This is a genomic window from Chryseobacterium daeguense DSM 19388 (genome assembly GCF_000430825.1).
Taxonomy (GTDB): Bacteria; Bacteroidota; Bacteroidia; order Flavobacteriales; family Weeksellaceae; genus Chryseobacterium; species Chryseobacterium daeguense.
The window spans coordinates 192326-209857 of the sequence record NZ_AUMT01000004.1; the positions used below are offsets into that span (position 1 = coordinate 192326).

A 17532-nucleotide genomic window follows, 5' to 3' on the forward strand; every position below is an offset into this window, starting at 1 on the left:
GGGTGGCGAAAATTCAAAGAATTTTTGACGGGGTGGTTTTACACATCAATCGTGAATTTACAAATAAGTTGAACAGAAAAATTTAATTTACAATTAACAGCTCACAATTCACCTTAAATAATTTTCTTCCCTAAAATCACAAGCGTCCGTTCTACCCCATCCAGAACGGCCACATCAGGAAAAACGCCCCAATCTTCGAAACCGAAATGCCTGAAGAGTTTCAAGCTTGGTTCGTTATGTAAAAAAATAAATCCTAATAAAGTTTTTACCCCAAATTTTCCTGCATTATCAATACAATATTGGAGGACCTTCTTTCCAAAACCTTTTCCACGACAGTTTTCATCCATGTAAATGCTGATTTCAACCGTTCCATTGTAAGCCGGCCTGCCATAAAATGATGAAAAGCTTACCCAACCTACAATACCATTATCATGATTTTCGACCATCCAAAGCGGCCTTGTTTCAGGGTTATGTTCTGAAAACCACTGTAATCTGCTTTCCACAGAAACTTCTTCTGTATCAGCAGTTACCATTCTCGACGGAATAGTGGAATTATAAATCTCAACGATTTTAGGTAAGTCTTCCGGGGTGGCGTTCCTGAATTTGAGTTCTTCCATTTTATATAATTGAGATGCAAATATATTTTAAGTTTTAAATAAATTGAAATTTTAAGTCATCTTAAATAAAAAAACTCGTTCGAAATGAACGAGTTTGCAATGTTATTTTTTCAGGCACTTTTCAAGGAACTGATCCTGTTCCCAAAGCAAATGCAGGATATTTTCTTTCGCAGCATATCCATGGGCTTCCTTAGGTAAAAGAACCATTTTTACAGGTGCTCCCAGGTTTTTCAAGGCCTGGAAATATCTTTCCGTCTGCAGAGTAAATGTTCCAGGATTGTTATCTGCATCACCGTGAATCAATAAAAGCGGGGTTTTCATTTTATCCGCATTCATGAAAGGTGACATTGTATTGTAAATTTCCGGTACATCCCAATAATTTCTCTGCTCACTCTGGAATCCGAATGGGGTTAAAGTCCTGTTATAAGCCCCACTTCTGGCAATTCCACAAGCGTAATCCTTGGAATGGGTCAAAAGGTTTGCCGTCATAAAAGCACCGTAAGAATGGCCTCCTACAGCCACTTTTGTCCTGTCGATATAACCTAACTGATCCACAGCGTCAATAGCAGCTTTCCCGTTGGCCACCAGTTGCGGAATAAATGTATCGTTCGGTTCTGTTTTTCCTTCCCCGATGATCGGGAATGCAGCATCATCAAGAACAGCGTAGCCTTTCGCTGTCCAGTACACGAATGATCCGTAATATGGGAAGGTAAAATCGTTCGGGTTTTGTGTGTTCTGCCCTGCCGTATTTTTGTCCTTATATTCTGTAGGATATGCCCAGATCAGCAGAGGAAACTTTTCTTTCTTTGCTTTCCTGTCATAATTTGCAGGCAGATATAATGTTCCGGTTAAAGTAACCCCGTCGTTTCTTTTGTATGTAATTACTTCCTTGTAAACATCTTTTATGCTTTCAAAAGGATTGGCAAAGCTGGTTATTGCTGTTGCTTTATTAGATTTAATATTCTTTTTAAAATAATTCGGGTACTGACTTGAAGATTGCTGAATGGTTAAAATTTCTCCTTTTGAAGGGTTTAAAATATCAATGATTTCTTCTTTAGCCCCTTTTAAATTTGAAGTGTAAAGTCTTTTCTTCTTTAAAGTTTTCATATCCATTTCATCAATGAAAGGATGCTGCCCGTCTTTCGTAAATCCGGCTCCGATGAGATAAGATTTTTCACCTTTCATATCGATGACATACCTTCCATATTGGTTTTTAGTGGTATTGAAATTTCCCGGATCGTTGTAGACATCCTGATAATTCCTGTCATCTATTACTTTTGATTCACCGTTAGTCAAATCAACCAAAAAAGATTTTGTATTTCTTGTATCATACCAACCTTCTGAAACAATGGCGTAATGATCATTGGTCCAGCTGGTTCCTTCATATCTCTGCTTTGTCTTAAAAAAAGATTTCGGATTTGAATTAAATGGCGCTTCCCATGTAAAAACTTCATCCCTGTAATCTACTGTTTTAGACTGATCTCCGCCGTCCAGAGCTTCAGCATACACCAAAGTTGCCGGCATATCGCTTCTCCAGCTCATATCTCTTTTCCCGGTTCTTACGGATGAGAAACCTTTAGGCATGATCTCATTCAGGGGAACTTCGTTTACTACCTTTACCATATTTCCGCTCATATCATAAACGGTGGTTGTCATCGGGAACCTGCTCAGGGGAACGATATATGAAAACGGTTTTTTAATGGTTGTTGCCATCAGGTAATTACCGTCTGGTGAAAAGCTCAGACCAGTGTAAAGATCCTGTTCTTTCACTTTCTTCAAGCTTCCATTGAGATCAACATTGTAAATATCGGATGCTGTAAGGATTTCAAAATTCTTTTCATCCTGCGGATTTTTCAAAAGATCCTGATACGTTCTGTTTTGTGAAACTTTTCCGTCTGAGGTTGAAACTATAGGGCCGGTTGGAAGATCTTTACTTGAGTCAATAAGTGCAGGTCTGTTCTGCGGAAGCGTTTTGATTAAAATGTTTTGAGAATCTTTATACCATACATACGGACTTCCCAAGTTAGCATTCAGGTTATCTGATGTAATTTTCTTTGCTGTAGCTGTTTCCAGATCTATAACCCAAAGCTCAACTCCTTTATTGGTTGTATTTGTGAAGGCCAGCTTTTTTTCATCCGGAGAGAATGAAGTGTATGTTATTTTTGGGTTTGAAGGTAAGTTTTTAACCTGAACCTCTGTTTTGTCATTAATTTTTCTGACCTTAATGTTATTAGAATAAGTCGCAGAACTCGAAATATTGGTCACCGGATTGATTCTTAATCCTCCCAATTTCATTTCCTGCTGACTAAGATCTTCAAGTGTTTTATAAGTCGGACGATAGGTAAAAACAATCCAGTCTTTTTTACTGTTCATAGAAACACTGGGTGGTCTTTCGTAATCTGCAAGTTTAAGAATTTCTGCAGAAGGCTTTTGATAGCTAATATTTTCCTGTGCATCATAAAAATTAAGAAACGCAAGAAGGCATATTGTTAGTTTTATCTTCATATATACTCTTTTCGACGAATTTAATGATTTTAATTTAACCATAAAAACCAATGTTCATCAAGTTTAGTTTCGGTGAAATTCGTTTCAGATTATCAAATCAATACATTCAGTTTAAACATAAAAAAAAGCAGCAAGAAAACTTACTGCCTTATATCTTAAATCATAATTAATTACCAGTCGCTGGCTCTTTTTCTTTTCTCAATCATGTAATCAACGGAGATTTTTCCCGCCCCGAAAATGATCAAAAGAAGAAAAACAGATAAATAAATCAGGCTTAGTTCCTGTTTTGCAAATGGATCTGCTCCATGAACTACAAAACCCGCAATGGCCATCGTAAAGATCAGAAATCCTAAAGCGATTCTTGTAAAAAGCCCAAGAATAAGGAAAATTGAACACACAAATTCTGCAAACACCGTTAAAATCAAAGAAATTTGAGGGCCTAATCCCAGAAAGTCATAAAAATCAGACTTTCCGCCTTCCAACAGCATCTGCAGCTTAGGAAAACCGTGAGACAGCATGGCAAAACCAATAAATACTCTCACAACCAACAAAATAATATCTTTTAAAACCGTATCAGAATTTGAGTTCAAATAGTTCATTAAGTTAAAATTTAATTAAAGATAATGAAAATCTTCTATCAGAAAAGTTTTTAAAGTGTTTTAGTTTACCGGTAACCGAAATTTTTTAAATCTCTGTCGTTTTTTCTCCAGTCTTTCTTCACTTTTACGAATAAATTTAAGTGAATTTTTTTGTTAAAAAACTGTTCAAGATCCAGTCTGGATTCTGTTCCTACTTTTTTAATAGCCTCTCCTTTGTGGCCGATGATAATTCCCTTTTGGGTATCTCTTTCCACATAGATAATAGAATCTATAAAGATAATTCCTTCTTTTTCTTTAAACTGTTCCGTTACAACTTCCACAGAATAAGGAATTTCTTTATCATAATTCAAAAGGATCTTTTCACGAATTGCTTCATTCACAAAAAATCTTTCAGGCTTATCCGTGTACTGGTCTTTATCGTAATAAGGAGGATTTTCAGGAAGCATGGATTTCAGCTTCGGAAGAATAATATCCGTATTAAAAGCATTCAGGGCCGAAATAGGAAGGATTTCCGCTTTCGGAATCCTGTTGTGCCAGTCTTCCACCAGTTTTTCCAGACCTTCCTGGTTCGTCTGGTCTACTTTATTGAGCAAAAGTAATACGGGAACAGGAATTTTATTTAATTTATCAATCAAAAATTCAGAAGGTTCCGCTTTGTCGGTAACATCTACAATGAAGAGAAAAACATCTGCATCCTGCAAAGAATCCTTTACAAAATCCATCATTTTTTCCTGTAAGCCGTACTTCGGGTCCAATACTCCGGGAGTATCGGAAAATACGATCTGCAAGTCATCTTCATTATAAATTCCAAAAATTCTGTGACGTGTTGTTTGAGCCTTTTGCGTTACAATGGCCAGCTTCTCCCCCATGAGCTGATTCAGTAAGGTAGATTTTCCGGCATTGGGCTTCCCAACTATATTTACAAATCCTGCTTTGTGCATAAAAAATTAAGTTATGAAAGTGCAAAGTTACTAAAAACAAATCTGGTCTTCCCGACTATTTGGGAATATTTAAAATAAAAAGCCTTTCCGTAATTGAAAAGGCTTTCATCAAAGGTTTTATAATTGATTTAATTGGTTCTTCATAAACTTCAGGCTTCCCAGGGCCAGCTCCTCAGCATCATGTGGAGACTTCTGCCATAAAGAAACCATCTGCTGCATTCCGGGAATGGATGATGAGAAATTTTCCAAAACCAGGTTTCCTTCGAAATTAATTTCTTTTAAAGCTTTAAATAATTCATTCCAGTTAACGGTTCCCTCACCCAACATTCCCCGGTGGGATTCTGTCATGTGAATATGTTTGAGCTTCTTTCCGGCCAGTAAAACAGGTTCGTAGAAGTTGTTTTCCTCAATATTCATGTGGAAAGTGTCAAGATGCAGGAATAAATTATCCTTACCTGTTTTTGAAATTAAATCCAATATATTTTTTGCAGTGTTACAAACGTAAGTTTCATAACGGTTGATCGGCTCGATGCCTATATTTACACCTTTTTCTTTGGCATAATCAGCAACTTTACTCCATACTTCAACAATGATATCCGCTTCATTTTCCGTCAAAGGATCGCCGGAAAACACACCGATTCCTCCATGAAGCACTCCGCCAAGAAAATCAGTTTCAAGCTCTGAGGTTTTATCAATCGCTTTTTTAATTAAACTTTCCGCAGCTTCCGGATGAAAGGCAATATGCGCTTCTTTAGGAAGGTTTAAAGAACAGACAGCTTCCAGGTTATTATTTTTAAGCTGGGCTTTAACTTCTCTAGCATTAAATTCCATTGTTGAAGGAAGGAGAATCTCAATGAGATCAAAGCCCGCATTTGCTGTTTTTTCGATGGCATATTTTCCTGCTTCAGCGCTCCATACCGGTGTAATCCACGAGAGAAGTGATGCCCCAAATTTTATATTCATTATTAATTATAATTACATTAATTATCCATTACTCATTAAAACACCCACCATTCTGTTCTTACCCCAAAATAAGTTCCGAACCTCTTGGCGCCGGACTGCTGTAAAAATGGTGAATAAAGACTGTTCATTGCCTGATCATTGTATCTTGCCACTTCAGCAATCAGCCTGATGTGAGGCCTTGCCCAAACGCTTCTTTCCGCTGTTGGGACAATGGTAGGAGCCAATACCAGCTTCATCATGGAAGCCGCATCCTGATTTCCGTCTTTTCTCTGTGCGTAATGTAGTTCTGATACGATATGGAACCAGTTATTAAAGTAATAGGTTGCTCTGATACCGGTATTAAATTCTGTTTTTTTATTGAAAATTTCCCTTTTGTAATAGTCCATTGCTTTGTTATCACTGCCTGCTCCACCCTTGCTGTGGGTGAATACAGCGTATCCGTTTAAAGACCACCTGTTGGATAAATTCAATAAGATATGCTCTACAGCTGTTAATGAATAGGCTCCTTTATAAGTTCCTGTAGTTTCGTCCGGTGCTCCATACGTTCTCCAGGTCTGGCTGTTTCCGGATTCACCGCCGTTGGCAATTCCTGCGCCATAACGTACAGAAATCTGGTTAAATGAGCCCGGTAATTTTGTTTTTAAGTTTGAATTTAATTTTGCGCCCAAAACCCATCCGTTATCAGAAGGATAATTTTCTACAGAATGTTTTCCGGATTTATCAACTGTATGGAACTCCGCTAGTAATTTCACTTTATGCTCATTATTTTTTAAAGGTATGGTGTGTTCCAGTACAAAAACTTCCCTTTGTCTGTAAATCAGGTTTTTTCCTCCGCTGATAATACTTGGTGTAAGAATACGGTGTAGAATTACTGGCAAGCGTATCAATTGCAGCAGGGAAAAACATAGAGAATCTTGTGTTTTTATGCCTTACTCCCCATCCTGTAGCAGAATGATCATCAAAATAAAAATAATCCGCAATGTGAACATCATCAAATCTTAACCATCGGGAACCTGCCCAAACATCCCAGTCGCTACCCATAATGTTTCTGGCTTCTACAAAAGCTTCTGGTAACGCGACAATCATTCCCTGATTCGATTTTGTATCTACATTTCCCAAAAATGTCCCGCCGGAATAAAAGCTTAGCCTGGCCTGCATATCAATCTGCGTTTTCTTTGCGCTGTCACCCACCACCGGAGTGAAATGAAAAGACGGCAAAAAATCCACATAATCTCCCTGATCCATCCTTCCCCCCAAAGATCCCTGATTGGCAAGATTTAATTGTCTTCCGGTCCGTCCGTCCGCATTCGGGGAATAGGCGGCCCCGATTCTTCCTGTAGTACCGAATGAAAATTTCTTATTGGTAATCTGAATCTGCGCATGACTTTTCTGGCTGAAGATGATTAATATCAAAAAACAGCCTTTTAGAATTGTATTTTTCATGATTTACTTTAACGTTTTAGGTTTATAAAATTTTAAAGCAAACAATACGATAATCACATAGCAGATAATCGGTAGTAAGTAAGCGTGGGCTACATCTGTTTCTGCAATTTCACCCATGATCGGGGTGAAAAACGCACCTCCAAACATCGCCATTACAAGGAAAGATGAGGCCTGATGAACTTTTCCGCCTAATTTTTTCAATCCAAGGCTAAAAATAGTAGGATACATTACGCTTAGGAATAAATTAAGCATAATCAGGCTGATGAAAGAAACCCATCCGAAGCTTTGAGATATAATCAGGCAAAGGATAATATTACAAGCCGTGAAAATAGCCAATACTTTATTGGGAGCAATGTATCTCATTAAGAACGTTCCCACAAATCTTCCCACCATCATCATAGCCATACTCAATGAAAAATAATAGGAGGCTTGTGTTTCCTGAAGATGCATTTTTTCGACACCATAATTAATGAAAAATGCCCACGTCCCACCTTGTGCCGCAATATTGAAAAACTGTGCAATAACTGCAAAAACAAAGTGTCTCTGCTTCCAGAGAGGAGCTCCGGGATCTACTTTTTCAGTATGATGGTCTTCTCCGGTAGCGTGTTCAAGCATTTCAGTTTCTTCGTTATGAGGGTCTTTTAAAGCCGGAACTTTAATAAAAGAGAACATAACGGCTAATACAAGCACCACAATACCAATCCATGTGTAAAGGCTTTTAACCGAATCCAAAGAATTGTCTTCCCCGGCTCCCCCGAAAATAAAGAATCCTCCAAGCAAAGGCCCGACAATGGCTCCAAGCCCGTTAAAAGACTGAGCAAAGTTAACCCTTTGGTCGCTCGTTCTTTCATCACCTAATGAAGCCACAAATGGATGCGCTACCGTTTCCAGCGTTGCCATTCCTAATGCCAGAATAAAAAGTGCGATTCTGAAAAAATCAAATGAAGCCATATTTGCTGCAGGAACAAACAGAAAGCATCCGCCGGCAAATAAAGTAAGTCCCAAAATAACTCCCATTTTATAACCGAACTTTTTCATAAAAAGTCCCGCAGGAATTCCCATCATAGCATAGGCACCAAAAATGGAAAGCTGTACTAGTCCGGATTGTGATTTGGAAATGTGAAGTACGTTCTGGAAATGTTTATTTAAAACATCTCCCATCGTGAGCGCAATCGCCCAAAAAAAGAATAAAGAAGTAACAAATGCCAGTACGACAATGTATTTCTTTTCTGTGAATTTTACTGAGTTCATGTGTGTGTTTTTACGTTTTAAGCGTTAATAATAATTTTAAATATTTTCAGTTTTGAATTTTTCGAATTCGGGGTATTCATAATCCGGGCATGCCCCTGATTTTGAAGTGATGAATGCACCCATTGATATAGCTTCATTCATAATATTTTCCGGGCTTTCTCCTTTAATCCTTTTAGAAATAAATCCGGAAAGAAAAGCATCACCGCTTCCCACCGTATCAGCAATGGTGATAGGGATGGCCGTGAAACCGTAATTGTGATTTCCTACAAAATACCGTGCGCCTTTGCTTCCTTTGGTCAGAATAATTTCCTGTATATCAAAATGCTTTTGAATAAGCGCGGCACTTTCGTCTTCACTTTTGTATTCTTCACCCAGAAAGGCCATAATCTGGCGCATTTCTGCCTTGTTCATTTTTACAATATCTGCTTTATGTAAAAGGGTTTTGATTAATTCAATATCAATAAACGGCGGCCTGAAATTAACGTCAAAAACTTTCAGTTTTGCGTATTCAAGCAACTGAAGAAGCGTGTTTTTAGTTTTTTCATTTCTGGCGGCCAGACTTCCGAAAATGAAAGCTTCTGCATTTGAAATCAATTCTTTATGTTCAGGTAAAATCTCAATATAATCCCATGCTACCTGATCAATAATTTCATAAGAAGCCTCATTATGCTCATCGATCTTCGCTATAACCGTACTTGTTGGATTTTCTTTATCAATCTGAATATAATCTGTGGTAATTCCCCAGCCTTTTATCTGGTCAATTAGTTTTTGGCCTAATTGATCATCCCCGATTCTGCTGAGCATTTTCACATCCACACCGGTTTTATGAACATTGTAAGCTACATTGAATGGTGCACCACCCGCTCTCGAGCCTTCCGGGAAAATATCCCAAAGAACCTCACCAAAACATACGATATAAGAATTTTTATTGTTTACCATTGGTTAAACGTTTAATTAAATTGATTAAAATTTTTTATAGTACAGAGCTTCTCTCCATGAATTTTGCATGAAAAGTTACCCTTTTTCCGTCAGGAGTATAATTATTGATCTGATTGTCAAGGAGCTTAACAGATTCTTTTGCCATTTCGATTAAAGGCTGCTGTATAAAACTGATTTCCGTCGGGAAAAGATGATATGCTTCAGTTTCGTCAAACGCAATTACAGAAACGTCTTCAGGAACCCTGATCCCGTTATCATTTAAATACCTTAATCCTGCAATTCCCAGCTTGTTACTTGAAAAATAAATGGCTGTTTTTTTAGAAGAATCCAGATTTTGTTTAAGCTTTAAATGAACTTCTTCCGTGATATTATGAATACCAATCAACAGTCTTTTTACCGTAATATCAGAACTTGTAATTCTTTTATCAAAGCCATCCTGCCTGTCCAGCAAATGAGGAAGCTTCGTGTCATATCCTACATAAATCAATTCATCAAAATCTTTCTGAAGCAAATGATTGCAGATAAACTCAGAAATCTCAGAATTGTTGATCATTACTCCCGGCAGGCTAACATTTTTTAAATAACGGTCAATGGTTACGATTGGGTATTCTTCTGCAATCAGCTTATTGATGGCATCGTCAGAATCTACTACAGGAGCTACGATCATGCCGTCTACCTGCTGTTCAGAAAAAAGTTCAGTCAGTTTTTTGAATTTTTCGGGATTTTCATCAGAACTTCCGATGAGAAGCGTATATCCAAGCTTCATGGCTTCATCTTCGATGCTTCTGGCTATATTTGAATAAAAGTCGTTGGAAATATCTGCAACGATAAGCCCGATTAATTTGCTTTTGCTCATTTTCAAGCTCTTAGCAATTTTATTCGGAGTATAATTAATCTCTTCTGCTACCTCGAGAATTCTCTTTTTAGTAGTTTCACTTATCCTGCTTCCTTCTTTTTTGTTTAAGACATAGGAAACGGTTGCAACGGAAACCTGTGCAATTCTGGCTATGTCTTTGATGGAAGCTCTTTTCATATTTTATACTTTCAGCGCAAAAATATTTCATAAAAAACATAAAAAACAATAGGCAGATTTTTTTGGCTGTTTAAAAAATAGTTGTATTTTCGCGCCTTTTAAAAAAATAAGCAATAATTTATCTTATCTTGTTTAAAATCAATTAATTAAGTATTTAAACGAAATGATTGAAATAATTAATATTAACTAAATATGAACAGAACGGTATTTAAGTTCATAATTTGGTTAAACGTTTATTCCTAAAAAATTATTAAAATTTTAAAATTTTTCAAAATTCTTAACAATAATTGATGCGAAATAGTTGAAAACGAATACTTTTGATACCACATTCACTTTTTGATATGGATATAGACGAAATCTTAAACAGGATATATACCCTTCCTGATTCTTCACGATCAAAATTAAAACATCATATTATAGAATTATCTCAGCCTAAAAACTTCTGTCTCATGGAAGCTGATAAGGTAATACCGTACATTTATTTTGTAAAAAAAGGAATTGTCCGTGCCTACGCATCCACTGAAGATAAAGATATTACCTTCTGGTTTGGAAACGAAGGCGAAACTGTGGTTTCAATGAAAAGTTATGTGGAGAATAAGCCGGGCTATGAGAATATTGAACTCTTGGAAAGTTGCGAATTGTATAAGCTTAACACAGAAGATTTAAGAAAGCTTTATAATGAAGATATTCATATTGCCAACTGGGGGAGAAAATTTGCGGAAAGGGAGCTTGTAAAAACCGAAGAGCTTATTATTTCAAGACAATTTAAAACTGCTTCGGAAAGATATACAGATTTAATGAGAGATAAGCCTGATCTTTTTAAACGTGTCCAGCTGGGCCATATTGCTTCTTATCTGGGTATCTCGCAGGTTAGCCTGAGCAGGATTCGGGCGGAGTTTAAGTGAAGAGAATGTTTCAGGGTTGGGCTCTGAATTTACTTTCATTTTTTAACAATTGTAAAATTTTAAGTCATTTTAAATACTGAAATTTGCATCAGAAAAGTATAAAAAATGAATTGGATCATCTTAATTATTGCTGGATTATTTGAAGTTGCTTTTGCATCATGTCTGGGAAAAGTAAAGGAAACAACGGGCACAACAATGTATTTTTGGTTTGCCGGTTTTCTTGTTTCACTTACCATCAGCATGCTTTTACTGATAAAAGCAACACAGACCCTCCCTATTGGTACTGCTTATGCGGTCTGGACAGGAATTGGTGCGGTGGGAACAGTTCTGATGGGAATTTTCTTTTTTAAAGATCCTGTAAGCTTCTGGAGAATTTTCTTTATTGTTACCTTAATTGGCTCTGTTGTAGGATTAAAAGCTGTTTCTTCACATTAAACAAAAGGCTTTTTGATTATCTTTGATTAAAATTAATTAATCATGAGAAAAGCTTTATTATTTGTATTTTTAAGCAGTTGTATGTGGGCGCAAAATACCAGCGAGCTGTTTAATACCAGTTGGTATATTTCCAAAATGACGATCAACGGACAGACAATTACTACTCCGGCAATGGATATCACAGTTCAGCCTTCCACTTTTGCTTTGGTTTCCAATAATTATGTATTTAATTCTAAATATTTTAATATTGCTGGAATTCCTATCACATTTTCAACCGTAAGTGACGCTTTTATGAAAAGCAGCTCAGGCGGCTGTACCATTGCTGATTATTTCGGGAGCAATATGACCGCTGTGCAGGGTTATGACCAAAAGAATTGTGATTTTTACGTAAACCCATCTGTAGGAAATGCTTTCAGCTATGAAATTGTGGCTAACGGAACTGGAAAAACTTTGATTATCACTAATATTGCGAACGGAAATAAGGTTTATTATAACAGTTTTATTTTGGAAACAAAAGAAAATCAAAACAAAAAAAGCCCAGTTTTCTTCCCCAATCCCGCAAAAGATACTTTTACCGTTGAAAACATTGAAAATGACTTGTCAGTAAAGGTTTTTGATATGTCGGGCAGTTTGGTGTATGAAGGAAAAAGCAGTGATAAAAAAGTGAAAATAAACACGAAGAATTTTTTACCGGGCCAATATATTTTAATTTTAAAAGGCCATAATTCATACAAATTTATTAAAAAGTAAAAACAAAAAACGTCTCCATTTGAAGACGTTTTTTATTATTTTTTGTAGACTACCGGTAAAATTTCATTTTTCCTGAGCCCGTATTTTTTAATTTCTTCTTCGGAAAAATTCTGAGAGTAAAAGTTAGGTTCTGTTTCAAAACCGGCCCTTCTTAAACGGTCAAAATAATCCATCCCATACCAGCGTACATGATCGTACTGCCCGAAATGCTTCTGGCGCTCCTTCGGGTCTTTGATGGTAAAATCCTCGTATGTTTTTTCCAGAGAGTTTTTCATGGGAACCTGTAAAATTCCCCATCCGCCGGGCTTTAAAACCCTGTACAATTCACTCATTGCTTTTGCATCGTCTTCTATATGCTCCAACACATGGTTGCAGAAAACAACATCAAAGCTTTCATCGGCGAAAGGCAGATTAAGAATATCCGCTTTCACATCAACAATGGGAGAATAGAGGTCAGCAGAGATATAATCCAGATTCCTCATTCTCTTGAATTTTCTTAAGAATTCCTGCTCTGGAGCAATATGCAGAACTTTATAGTTTTTAATGAAAAAATCGGTTTCATTTTGAAGGTACAGCCACATCTGGCGGTGCCTTTCCAGGCTTAATGTTCCCGGGGATAAGGCATTTTCCCTCTGAGTTCCGTATCCGTAAGGAAGAAACTTTCTGTATGACCTTCCGTCAATAGGGTCAAAAAACTGATCTCCCGCGAAAAATTTATAAATAAGAGGTCTCGCCCAGATACTCATTTTAATAAGCACCGGCCGTGGAATTTTATTTAGTAAAAGCTTAGTGATTTTTTTCATTAAAAATCCAATTGAAAACGCTTTTCTTCATCCGTTTCGATGCCCAAAGCTTCGTAAATATACTGAAAAGTGGAAAGCAATACCGGTTTCCCATTGATTACAGCCACATCATGCTCAAAGTGTGCGGACGGCTGATTATCCAGTGTTGTCACTGTCCATCCGTCATTATGGAATTTCACTTTGTCTGTTCCCAGGTTAATCATTGGTTCAATAGCAATGGCCAGGCCGTCTTTAATCACCTTGCCGCTTCCCTGTCTTCCATAATTCGGAACCTGTGGGTCTTCATGCATCTGCCTTCCCAAACCATGCCCTACAAGCTCTTTTACAACGCCATAACCTTCCTGCTCGCAATGTCTCTGGATAGCATAAGAAATATCCCCTATCCTTTTTCCTCTTACACATTGCTCAATTCCTTTGTAAAGGGATTCTTTTGCTACTTTTAACAGCTTTTTTGTTTCCGGACTTACTTCCCCGATTTCAAAAGTATAGGCATGGTCGCCTACAAAACCATTTAAAATGGCACCGCAGTCTACAGAAAGAACGTCGCCTTCTTTGATTTCATCCTTATTCGGGAAACCGTGAACCACCTGTTCGTTTGGTGAGATACATAATGAATACGGAAAACCTCCATATCCTAAAAAAGCGGGCTCAGCGCCGTGATCTTTTATAAAATCGTGAGCTAATTTATCAAGGTATAAAGTGGTGATTCCGGGCTTGATTTCTTTCGCCAGCATTCCCAGTGTTTTTGAAACCAAACGGGCACTTTCCTTCATCAGACGCAGTTCGTCTATAGTTTTTAATTGAATCATTTCTAATATAGATGTTAGATATTAGATGTTAGAAATTAGTTTTTAAAACTTCGTAGATTATTTAAGTTTTAATTTAAATTCATAATATCTTTTATTTTCTGGTAAAATTTAAACAAAATTAAAAGCAACATTAAAAACTGATTTCTAACATCTAACTTCTAATTTCTAAATTATCTACCAGAATAATCCTTTTTTCTTTTCTTTTTTAAGTTTGGAATAGGCCAAAACCTCTTTCCCTTCTACACGGAACTCTATTCTTTCCTGAATAATATTGTAGATCTCACCCCAACCTGGGAATCCGCCTAAGTTACGGTCATCGATAAACCAGTCTGCATCCAGTTTTCTTGATTGGTTTTCAGGATCAAAAACTTCACCTTCAAAACTTGAGTTTACAGCATAAAATTCTATCCCGTTTTGTTTACAGAATTCTACGGCTTCATCAAGGGTTTTACCATGTCTGTATGTCCAGAGGATAAGTCTGTATCCTTCACTCTGAAGTCTTCTTAATGTTTCAAATGCAAAAATTTTCGGCTTGCCAATTGCAGGATAAGCGTCATCAACGATCGTTCCGTCAAAATCTACAGCAATTTTCTTATTATTCATCATTTTGAATATAATTTTGAAGTGCAAAGATACAAATAAAAAAAGTGCCAATAAAATCAGCACTCCTTAGTTTTATAATTTAATGATAATATGGACTAGCTTTTTACCCAATTAAACTGGAATTGTAAATCCGGTGTAGAAATTCTGTCCGTAATTTTCTGTAATCTTCCCGGTAATTTCATTAGGTATTCCTGAGCTTTTTCAGCCGTTTCCGTAAGACCTTTTACGTGTTCAATCTTCCATTCATCCAATAAGTCTTTCAAAATATTGATGTAATCCTGTCCAGTGTACACCATGCATCTCTGAGCAGCATCCGAAAAATGTCCCCAAAGCTCACCCGCCTTCTGTCCGGATTGTCTCATCATGTGAGCCGGCATCACGATTTTCTTACGCATCATATCTTCGAAGGCAAGAATCATCTCAGATGGGTCTATTTCTAAGATTTTTGTAACGAAATATTTGTAAGCTTTAGCATGTCTTGCTTCATCTGCAGCAATAACACCGCACATTTTTGCCAGCTTTCCGTTTCCGGATTGCTTTGCCAGCGTACCTACTCTTCTGTGAGAAATATTAGTAGCTGTTTCCTGAAAGCTTGTATACACGAAATTTCTGTAAGGGTCCATGCTTGTACCAAGGTCAAAACCGTCATTGATAAGGTACTGGGTTGTAACTTCCACTTCTCTCATGTTTACCCTTCCGCACAGATAAAGATATTTGCTAAGCAAATCACCGTGTCTGTTTTCTTCTGCAGTCCAGGCTCTTATCCAGTTTGCCCAGCCGATTTCAGGTTTTTCCTGATCAATGCCTTCCACACCCATAAGCCATGATTCATAGGATGGCAATGCCTCTTCCGTAATACAGTCTCCGATTAAGGTTACGAATAAATCATACGGCATCTCCCTTGCGAAAGTCTGGATTTCTTCTAAATCATATTTAAAATCAGCACTTGACGGATCCGGAAGATAATCTGAAGGCTGCCAGATTTTTTCAATCGGCGTTAAAAATTTATCCAGAAAAGAACCGACTTCCTTTTCCAAGATTCCCATTACCTCTTTCCTTACAAGCTTCTGATACATTTTTAGAATTTAGAATTAAACTACAAAGTTAGAATTTTATTATTATTTAAGACATAATATTTTGTTAATTCTTTCTGATATTAATCATAAAAAACCGTTATAAAAAAAATATAACGGCAATTTTTCTTATTATTATTGAATTTTAGCTAACTAAAATGTCACCTGTCATGATTTCCGGAATTTCCACTCCCATTACTTTCAAAATAGTCGGAGCAACATCTCCTAATTTCCCAGGCTTAAGATTCCAGGTATGGTCTTTATCCATTACGATAAACGGAACAAGGTTCGTAGAGTGCTGTGTATTCGGGCTTCCGTCCGGGTTTATCATCACATCAGAATTTCCGTGATCTGCAAGGATGAAAACTGCATAGCCGTGCTCATAAGCCGTAGTTGCTACTTTTTCGATACATTTATCTACTGTTTCCGCCGCTTTTACTGCTGCTGAAAAAACACCGGTATGCCCCACCATATCTGTATTGGCAAAATTTAAACAAATAAAATCTGCTGTTTCGTTTTCAAGTTCGGGGACAATGGCATTTGTAATATCATAGGCAGACATTTCCGGTTTTAAATCATAAGTAGGAACGTCTTTCGGGCTCGGACAAAGCAATCTTTTTTCGCCGATGAACTGCTCTTCCCTGCCTCCTGAAAAGAAGAAGGTAACGTGAGGATATTTCTCCGTTTCTGCAATTCTGATCTGCGTTTTATGGTTTCTTTCTAAAATTTCGCCCATTGTTTCCTTTAAAACTTCTTCATCGAAAACTACGTGAACATTCTGGAAAGTTTTATCATAATTAGTTAATGTCACATAATAAAGCGGAAGCTTTCTCATGAAATATTCAGAATTATCGTGCTGGGAAAGCACTTCTGTGATCTCTCGGCCTCTGTCTGTACGGAAATTGAAGCAGATAACCACGTCATGATCCGTAATTTTAGCCACGGGAACCACATTCCCGATTGCTGTAGAATCAATCATAATGATTGGCTTCATGAATTCATCCGTAATATTCTCATCGTACGATTTCTGGATGGCCAGCAATGCATTTGTAGTCTGATCTCCAACACCTTCCACCATCGCATCATAAGCTATTTTTACACGTTCCCATCTTTTGTCACGGTCCATTGCATAGTATCTTCCTACCACTGTCGCCAGTTTTCCAACCGTTTTTTCCATGTGCTTTTCAAGATCTTCAATGAATCCTTTTCCAGAGTGCGGATCACAGTCGCGGCCGTCTGTAAAAGCATGAACAAAGACATTTTCATGTAGCCCGAATTCATGGGCGGCCGTCAAAAGACCTTTTAAATGATTGATATGTGAATGAACTCCCCCATCTGAGACTAATCCTATAAAGTGTATTTTTTTATTTTCCCTTTTAGCATATTCAAAAGCATCCTGAATGACTTTCTGCTGACCCAATGAACCGTTTTCCACTGCCATATTCAGCTTTACCAGGTTTTGATAAACTACTCTTCCTGCGCCCAAATTCATGTGTCCTACTTCAGAATTTCCCATCTGGCCAGCTGGTAATCCAACAGCTAATCCGCTTGCTTCAAGCGTTGTATGAAGAAAATTTTTAAGGCAGTTATCTATAAATGGTGTATTTGCTTTATCTATGGCAGAAACGTCCGGATTCATTCCCAATCCCCATCCGTCAAGGATCGCTAATATTGCTTTTTTCGACATCTTGTATAAACTTTTGTATTACAAATTTATTTATTTTGAAATGAATGGAAGAATTGAGGTACTTAAATTTTGTTTAAAATTTTGTTTTCTGCTGTTGATTTTTGAATATTTCTTAAAATGATAAACCTCATAGGTTTAAAAAACATGTGAGGTTGGATAATATTGTGGATATTTTT

The 17532-nt window shown here is 37.1% G+C and carries 18 protein-coding genes; 3 read left to right on the forward strand and 15 right to left on the reverse strand.

The features are described 5' to 3' along the window. Positions 1-113: 113 nt before the first annotated feature. From H560_RS0107535 to H560_RS0107575, 10 genes are all read right to left on the reverse strand, one after another. Complete coding sequence (locus H560_RS0107535; protein ID WP_027379470.1) at positions 114-617, reverse strand: GNAT family N-acetyltransferase; 504 nt, start codon at positions 615-617, stop codon at positions 114-116. Positions 618-719: 102 nt separating this feature from the next. Further along, positions 720-3122: an alpha/beta hydrolase family protein gene (locus tag H560_RS0107540; protein ID WP_027379471.1), complete on the reverse strand. Its 2403-nt coding sequence runs from the start codon at positions 3120-3122 to the stop codon at positions 720-722. 170 nt (positions 3123-3292) lie between these two features. Next, a complete protein-coding gene (locus tag H560_RS0107545; RefSeq protein WP_027379472.1) occupies positions 3293-3721 on the reverse strand; it encodes a DoxX family protein in 429 nt (142 codons plus the stop codon). Positions 3722-3786: 65 nt separating this feature from the next. After that, positions 3787-4662, reverse strand: coding sequence for a GTPase Era (gene era / locus H560_RS0107550; RefSeq protein ID WP_027379473.1), 876 nt, complete (start codon positions 4660-4662; stop codon positions 3787-3789). Between the two features lie 117 nt (positions 4663-4779). Continuing rightward, complete coding sequence (locus H560_RS0107555; protein ID WP_027379474.1) at positions 4780-5625, reverse strand: sugar phosphate isomerase/epimerase family protein; 846 nt, start codon at positions 5623-5625, stop codon at positions 4780-4782. A gap of 35 nt (positions 5626-5660) precedes the next feature. Continuing rightward, positions 5661-6377: a carbohydrate porin gene (locus H560_RS23290; protein ID WP_228372440.1), complete on the reverse strand. Its 717-nt coding sequence runs from the start codon at positions 6375-6377 to the stop codon at positions 5661-5663. A 10-nt stretch (positions 6378-6387) separates the two neighbouring features. After that, positions 6388-7068 (reverse strand): carbohydrate porin, encoded by a 681-nt coding sequence (locus H560_RS23295; protein WP_228372441.1) that lies wholly within the window; start codon positions 7066-7068, stop codon positions 6388-6390. Positions 7069-7071: 3 nt separating this feature from the next. Beyond that, a complete protein-coding gene (locus H560_RS0107565) occupies positions 7072-8319 on the reverse strand; it encodes a sugar MFS transporter (protein ID WP_027379475.1) in 1248 nt (415 codons plus the stop codon). Positions 8320-8355: 36 nt separating this feature from the next. Continuing rightward, entirely contained in the window at positions 8356-9258 is a 903-nt protein-coding gene (locus H560_RS0107570; protein WP_027379476.1) for a carbohydrate kinase family protein, read from the reverse strand. Positions 9259-9292: 34 nt separating this feature from the next. Continuing rightward, complete coding sequence (locus tag H560_RS0107575) at positions 9293-10291, reverse strand: LacI family DNA-binding transcriptional regulator (RefSeq protein WP_027379477.1); 999 nt, start codon at positions 10289-10291, stop codon at positions 9293-9295. Between the two features lie 341 nt (positions 10292-10632). Between H560_RS0107575 and H560_RS0107580 the strand changes: the two genes are divergently transcribed. The 3 genes from H560_RS0107580 to H560_RS0107590 all read left to right on the forward strand — a co-directional run bounded on the left by H560_RS0107580 (position 10633) and on the right by H560_RS0107590 (position 12381). Next, on the forward strand, positions 10633-11196 hold the full coding sequence (locus H560_RS0107580; protein WP_027379478.1) for a Crp/Fnr family transcriptional regulator: 564 nt from the start codon (positions 10633-10635) through the stop codon (positions 11194-11196). Between the two features lie 105 nt (positions 11197-11301). Next, positions 11302-11631, forward strand: a complete 330-nt coding sequence (locus tag H560_RS0107585; protein ID WP_027379479.1) for a DMT family transporter — start codon at positions 11302-11304, stop codon at positions 11629-11631. A gap of 42 nt (positions 11632-11673) precedes the next feature. Continuing rightward, positions 11674-12381, forward strand: coding sequence for a T9SS type A sorting domain-containing protein (locus tag H560_RS0107590; protein ID WP_081413941.1), 708 nt, complete (start codon positions 11674-11676; stop codon positions 12379-12381). 35 nt (positions 12382-12416) lie between these two features. Here the strand turns inward: H560_RS0107590 and H560_RS0107595 are convergent, their stop codons facing one another. The 5 genes from H560_RS0107595 to gpmI all read right to left on the reverse strand — a co-directional run bounded on the left by H560_RS0107595 (position 12417) and on the right by gpmI (position 17356). After that, a complete protein-coding gene (locus H560_RS0107595) occupies positions 12417-13184 on the reverse strand; it encodes a class I SAM-dependent methyltransferase (RefSeq protein WP_027379481.1) in 768 nt (255 codons plus the stop codon). After that, positions 13184-13993, reverse strand: a complete 810-nt coding sequence (gene map / locus H560_RS0107600; protein WP_027379482.1) for a type I methionyl aminopeptidase — start codon at positions 13991-13993, stop codon at positions 13184-13186. Before map ends, H560_RS0107595 begins: the two co-directional genes overlap by 1 nt. 174 nt (positions 13994-14167) lie before the next feature. Continuing rightward, positions 14168-14599 (reverse strand): BT0820 family HAD-type phosphatase, encoded by a 432-nt coding sequence (locus H560_RS0107605; protein WP_027379483.1) that lies wholly within the window; start codon positions 14597-14599, stop codon positions 14168-14170. 92 nt (positions 14600-14691) lie between these two features. Continuing rightward, entirely contained in the window at positions 14692-15672 is a 981-nt protein-coding gene (locus H560_RS0107610) for an acyl-ACP desaturase (protein WP_027379484.1), read from the reverse strand. A gap of 142 nt (positions 15673-15814) precedes the next feature. Then, positions 15815-17356, reverse strand: coding sequence for a 2,3-bisphosphoglycerate-independent phosphoglycerate mutase (gene gpmI / locus H560_RS0107615; RefSeq protein WP_027379485.1), 1542 nt, complete (start codon positions 17354-17356; stop codon positions 15815-15817). Positions 17357-17532: the final 176 nt, after the last annotated feature.

What these genes read in the sequence shown, in the direction of transcription:
- H560_RS0107535 (WP_027379470.1), bottom strand. Translation starts at nt 617, where the DNA reads ATGGAAGAACTCAAATTCAGGAACGCCACCCCGGAAGACTTACCTAAA.
- H560_RS0107540 (WP_027379471.1), bottom strand. Translation starts at nt 3,122, where the DNA reads ATGAAGATAAAACTAACAATATGCCTTCTTGCGTTTCTTAATTTTTAT.
- H560_RS0107545 (WP_027379472.1), bottom strand. Translation starts at nt 3,721, where the DNA reads ATGAACTATTTGAACTCAAATTCTGATACGGTTTTAAAAGATATTATT.
- era (WP_027379473.1), bottom strand. Translation starts at nt 4,662, where the DNA reads ATGCACAAAGCAGGATTTGTAAATATAGTTGGGAAGCCCAATGCCGGA.
- H560_RS0107555 (WP_027379474.1), bottom strand. Translation starts at nt 5,625, where the DNA reads ATGAATATAAAATTTGGGGCATCACTTCTCTCGTGGATTACACCGGTA.
- H560_RS23295 (WP_228372441.1), bottom strand. Translation starts at nt 7,068, where the DNA reads ATGAAAAATACAATTCTAAAAGGCTGTTTTTTGATATTAATCATCTTC.
- H560_RS0107565 (WP_027379475.1), bottom strand. Translation starts at nt 8,319, where the DNA reads ATGAACTCAGTAAAATTCACAGAAAAGAAATACATTGTCGTACTGGCA.
- H560_RS0107570 (WP_027379476.1), bottom strand. Translation starts at nt 9,258, where the DNA reads ATGGTAAACAATAAAAATTCTTATATCGTATGTTTTGGTGAGGTTCTT.
- H560_RS0107575 (WP_027379477.1), bottom strand. Translation starts at nt 10,291, where the DNA reads ATGAAAAGAGCTTCCATCAAAGACATAGCCAGAATTGCACAGGTTTCC.
- H560_RS0107580 (WP_027379478.1), top strand. Translation starts at nt 10,633, where the DNA reads ATGGATATAGACGAAATCTTAAACAGGATATATACCCTTCCTGATTCT.
- H560_RS0107585 (WP_027379479.1), top strand. Translation starts at nt 11,302, where the DNA reads ATGAATTGGATCATCTTAATTATTGCTGGATTATTTGAAGTTGCTTTT.
- H560_RS0107590 (WP_081413941.1), top strand. Translation starts at nt 11,674, where the DNA reads ATGAGAAAAGCTTTATTATTTGTATTTTTAAGCAGTTGTATGTGGGCG.
- H560_RS0107595 (WP_027379481.1), bottom strand. Translation starts at nt 13,184, where the DNA reads ATGAAAAAAATCACTAAGCTTTTACTAAATAAAATTCCACGGCCGGTG.
- map (WP_027379482.1), bottom strand. Translation starts at nt 13,993, where the DNA reads ATGATTCAATTAAAAACTATAGACGAACTGCGTCTGATGAAGGAAAGT.
- H560_RS0107605 (WP_027379483.1), bottom strand. Translation starts at nt 14,599, where the DNA reads ATGATGAATAATAAGAAAATTGCTGTAGATTTTGACGGAACGATCGTT.
- H560_RS0107610 (WP_027379484.1), bottom strand. Translation starts at nt 15,672, where the DNA reads ATGTATCAGAAGCTTGTAAGGAAAGAGGTAATGGGAATCTTGGAAAAG.
- gpmI (WP_027379485.1), bottom strand. Translation starts at nt 17,356, where the DNA reads ATGTCGAAAAAAGCAATATTAGCGATCCTTGACGGATGGGGATTGGGA.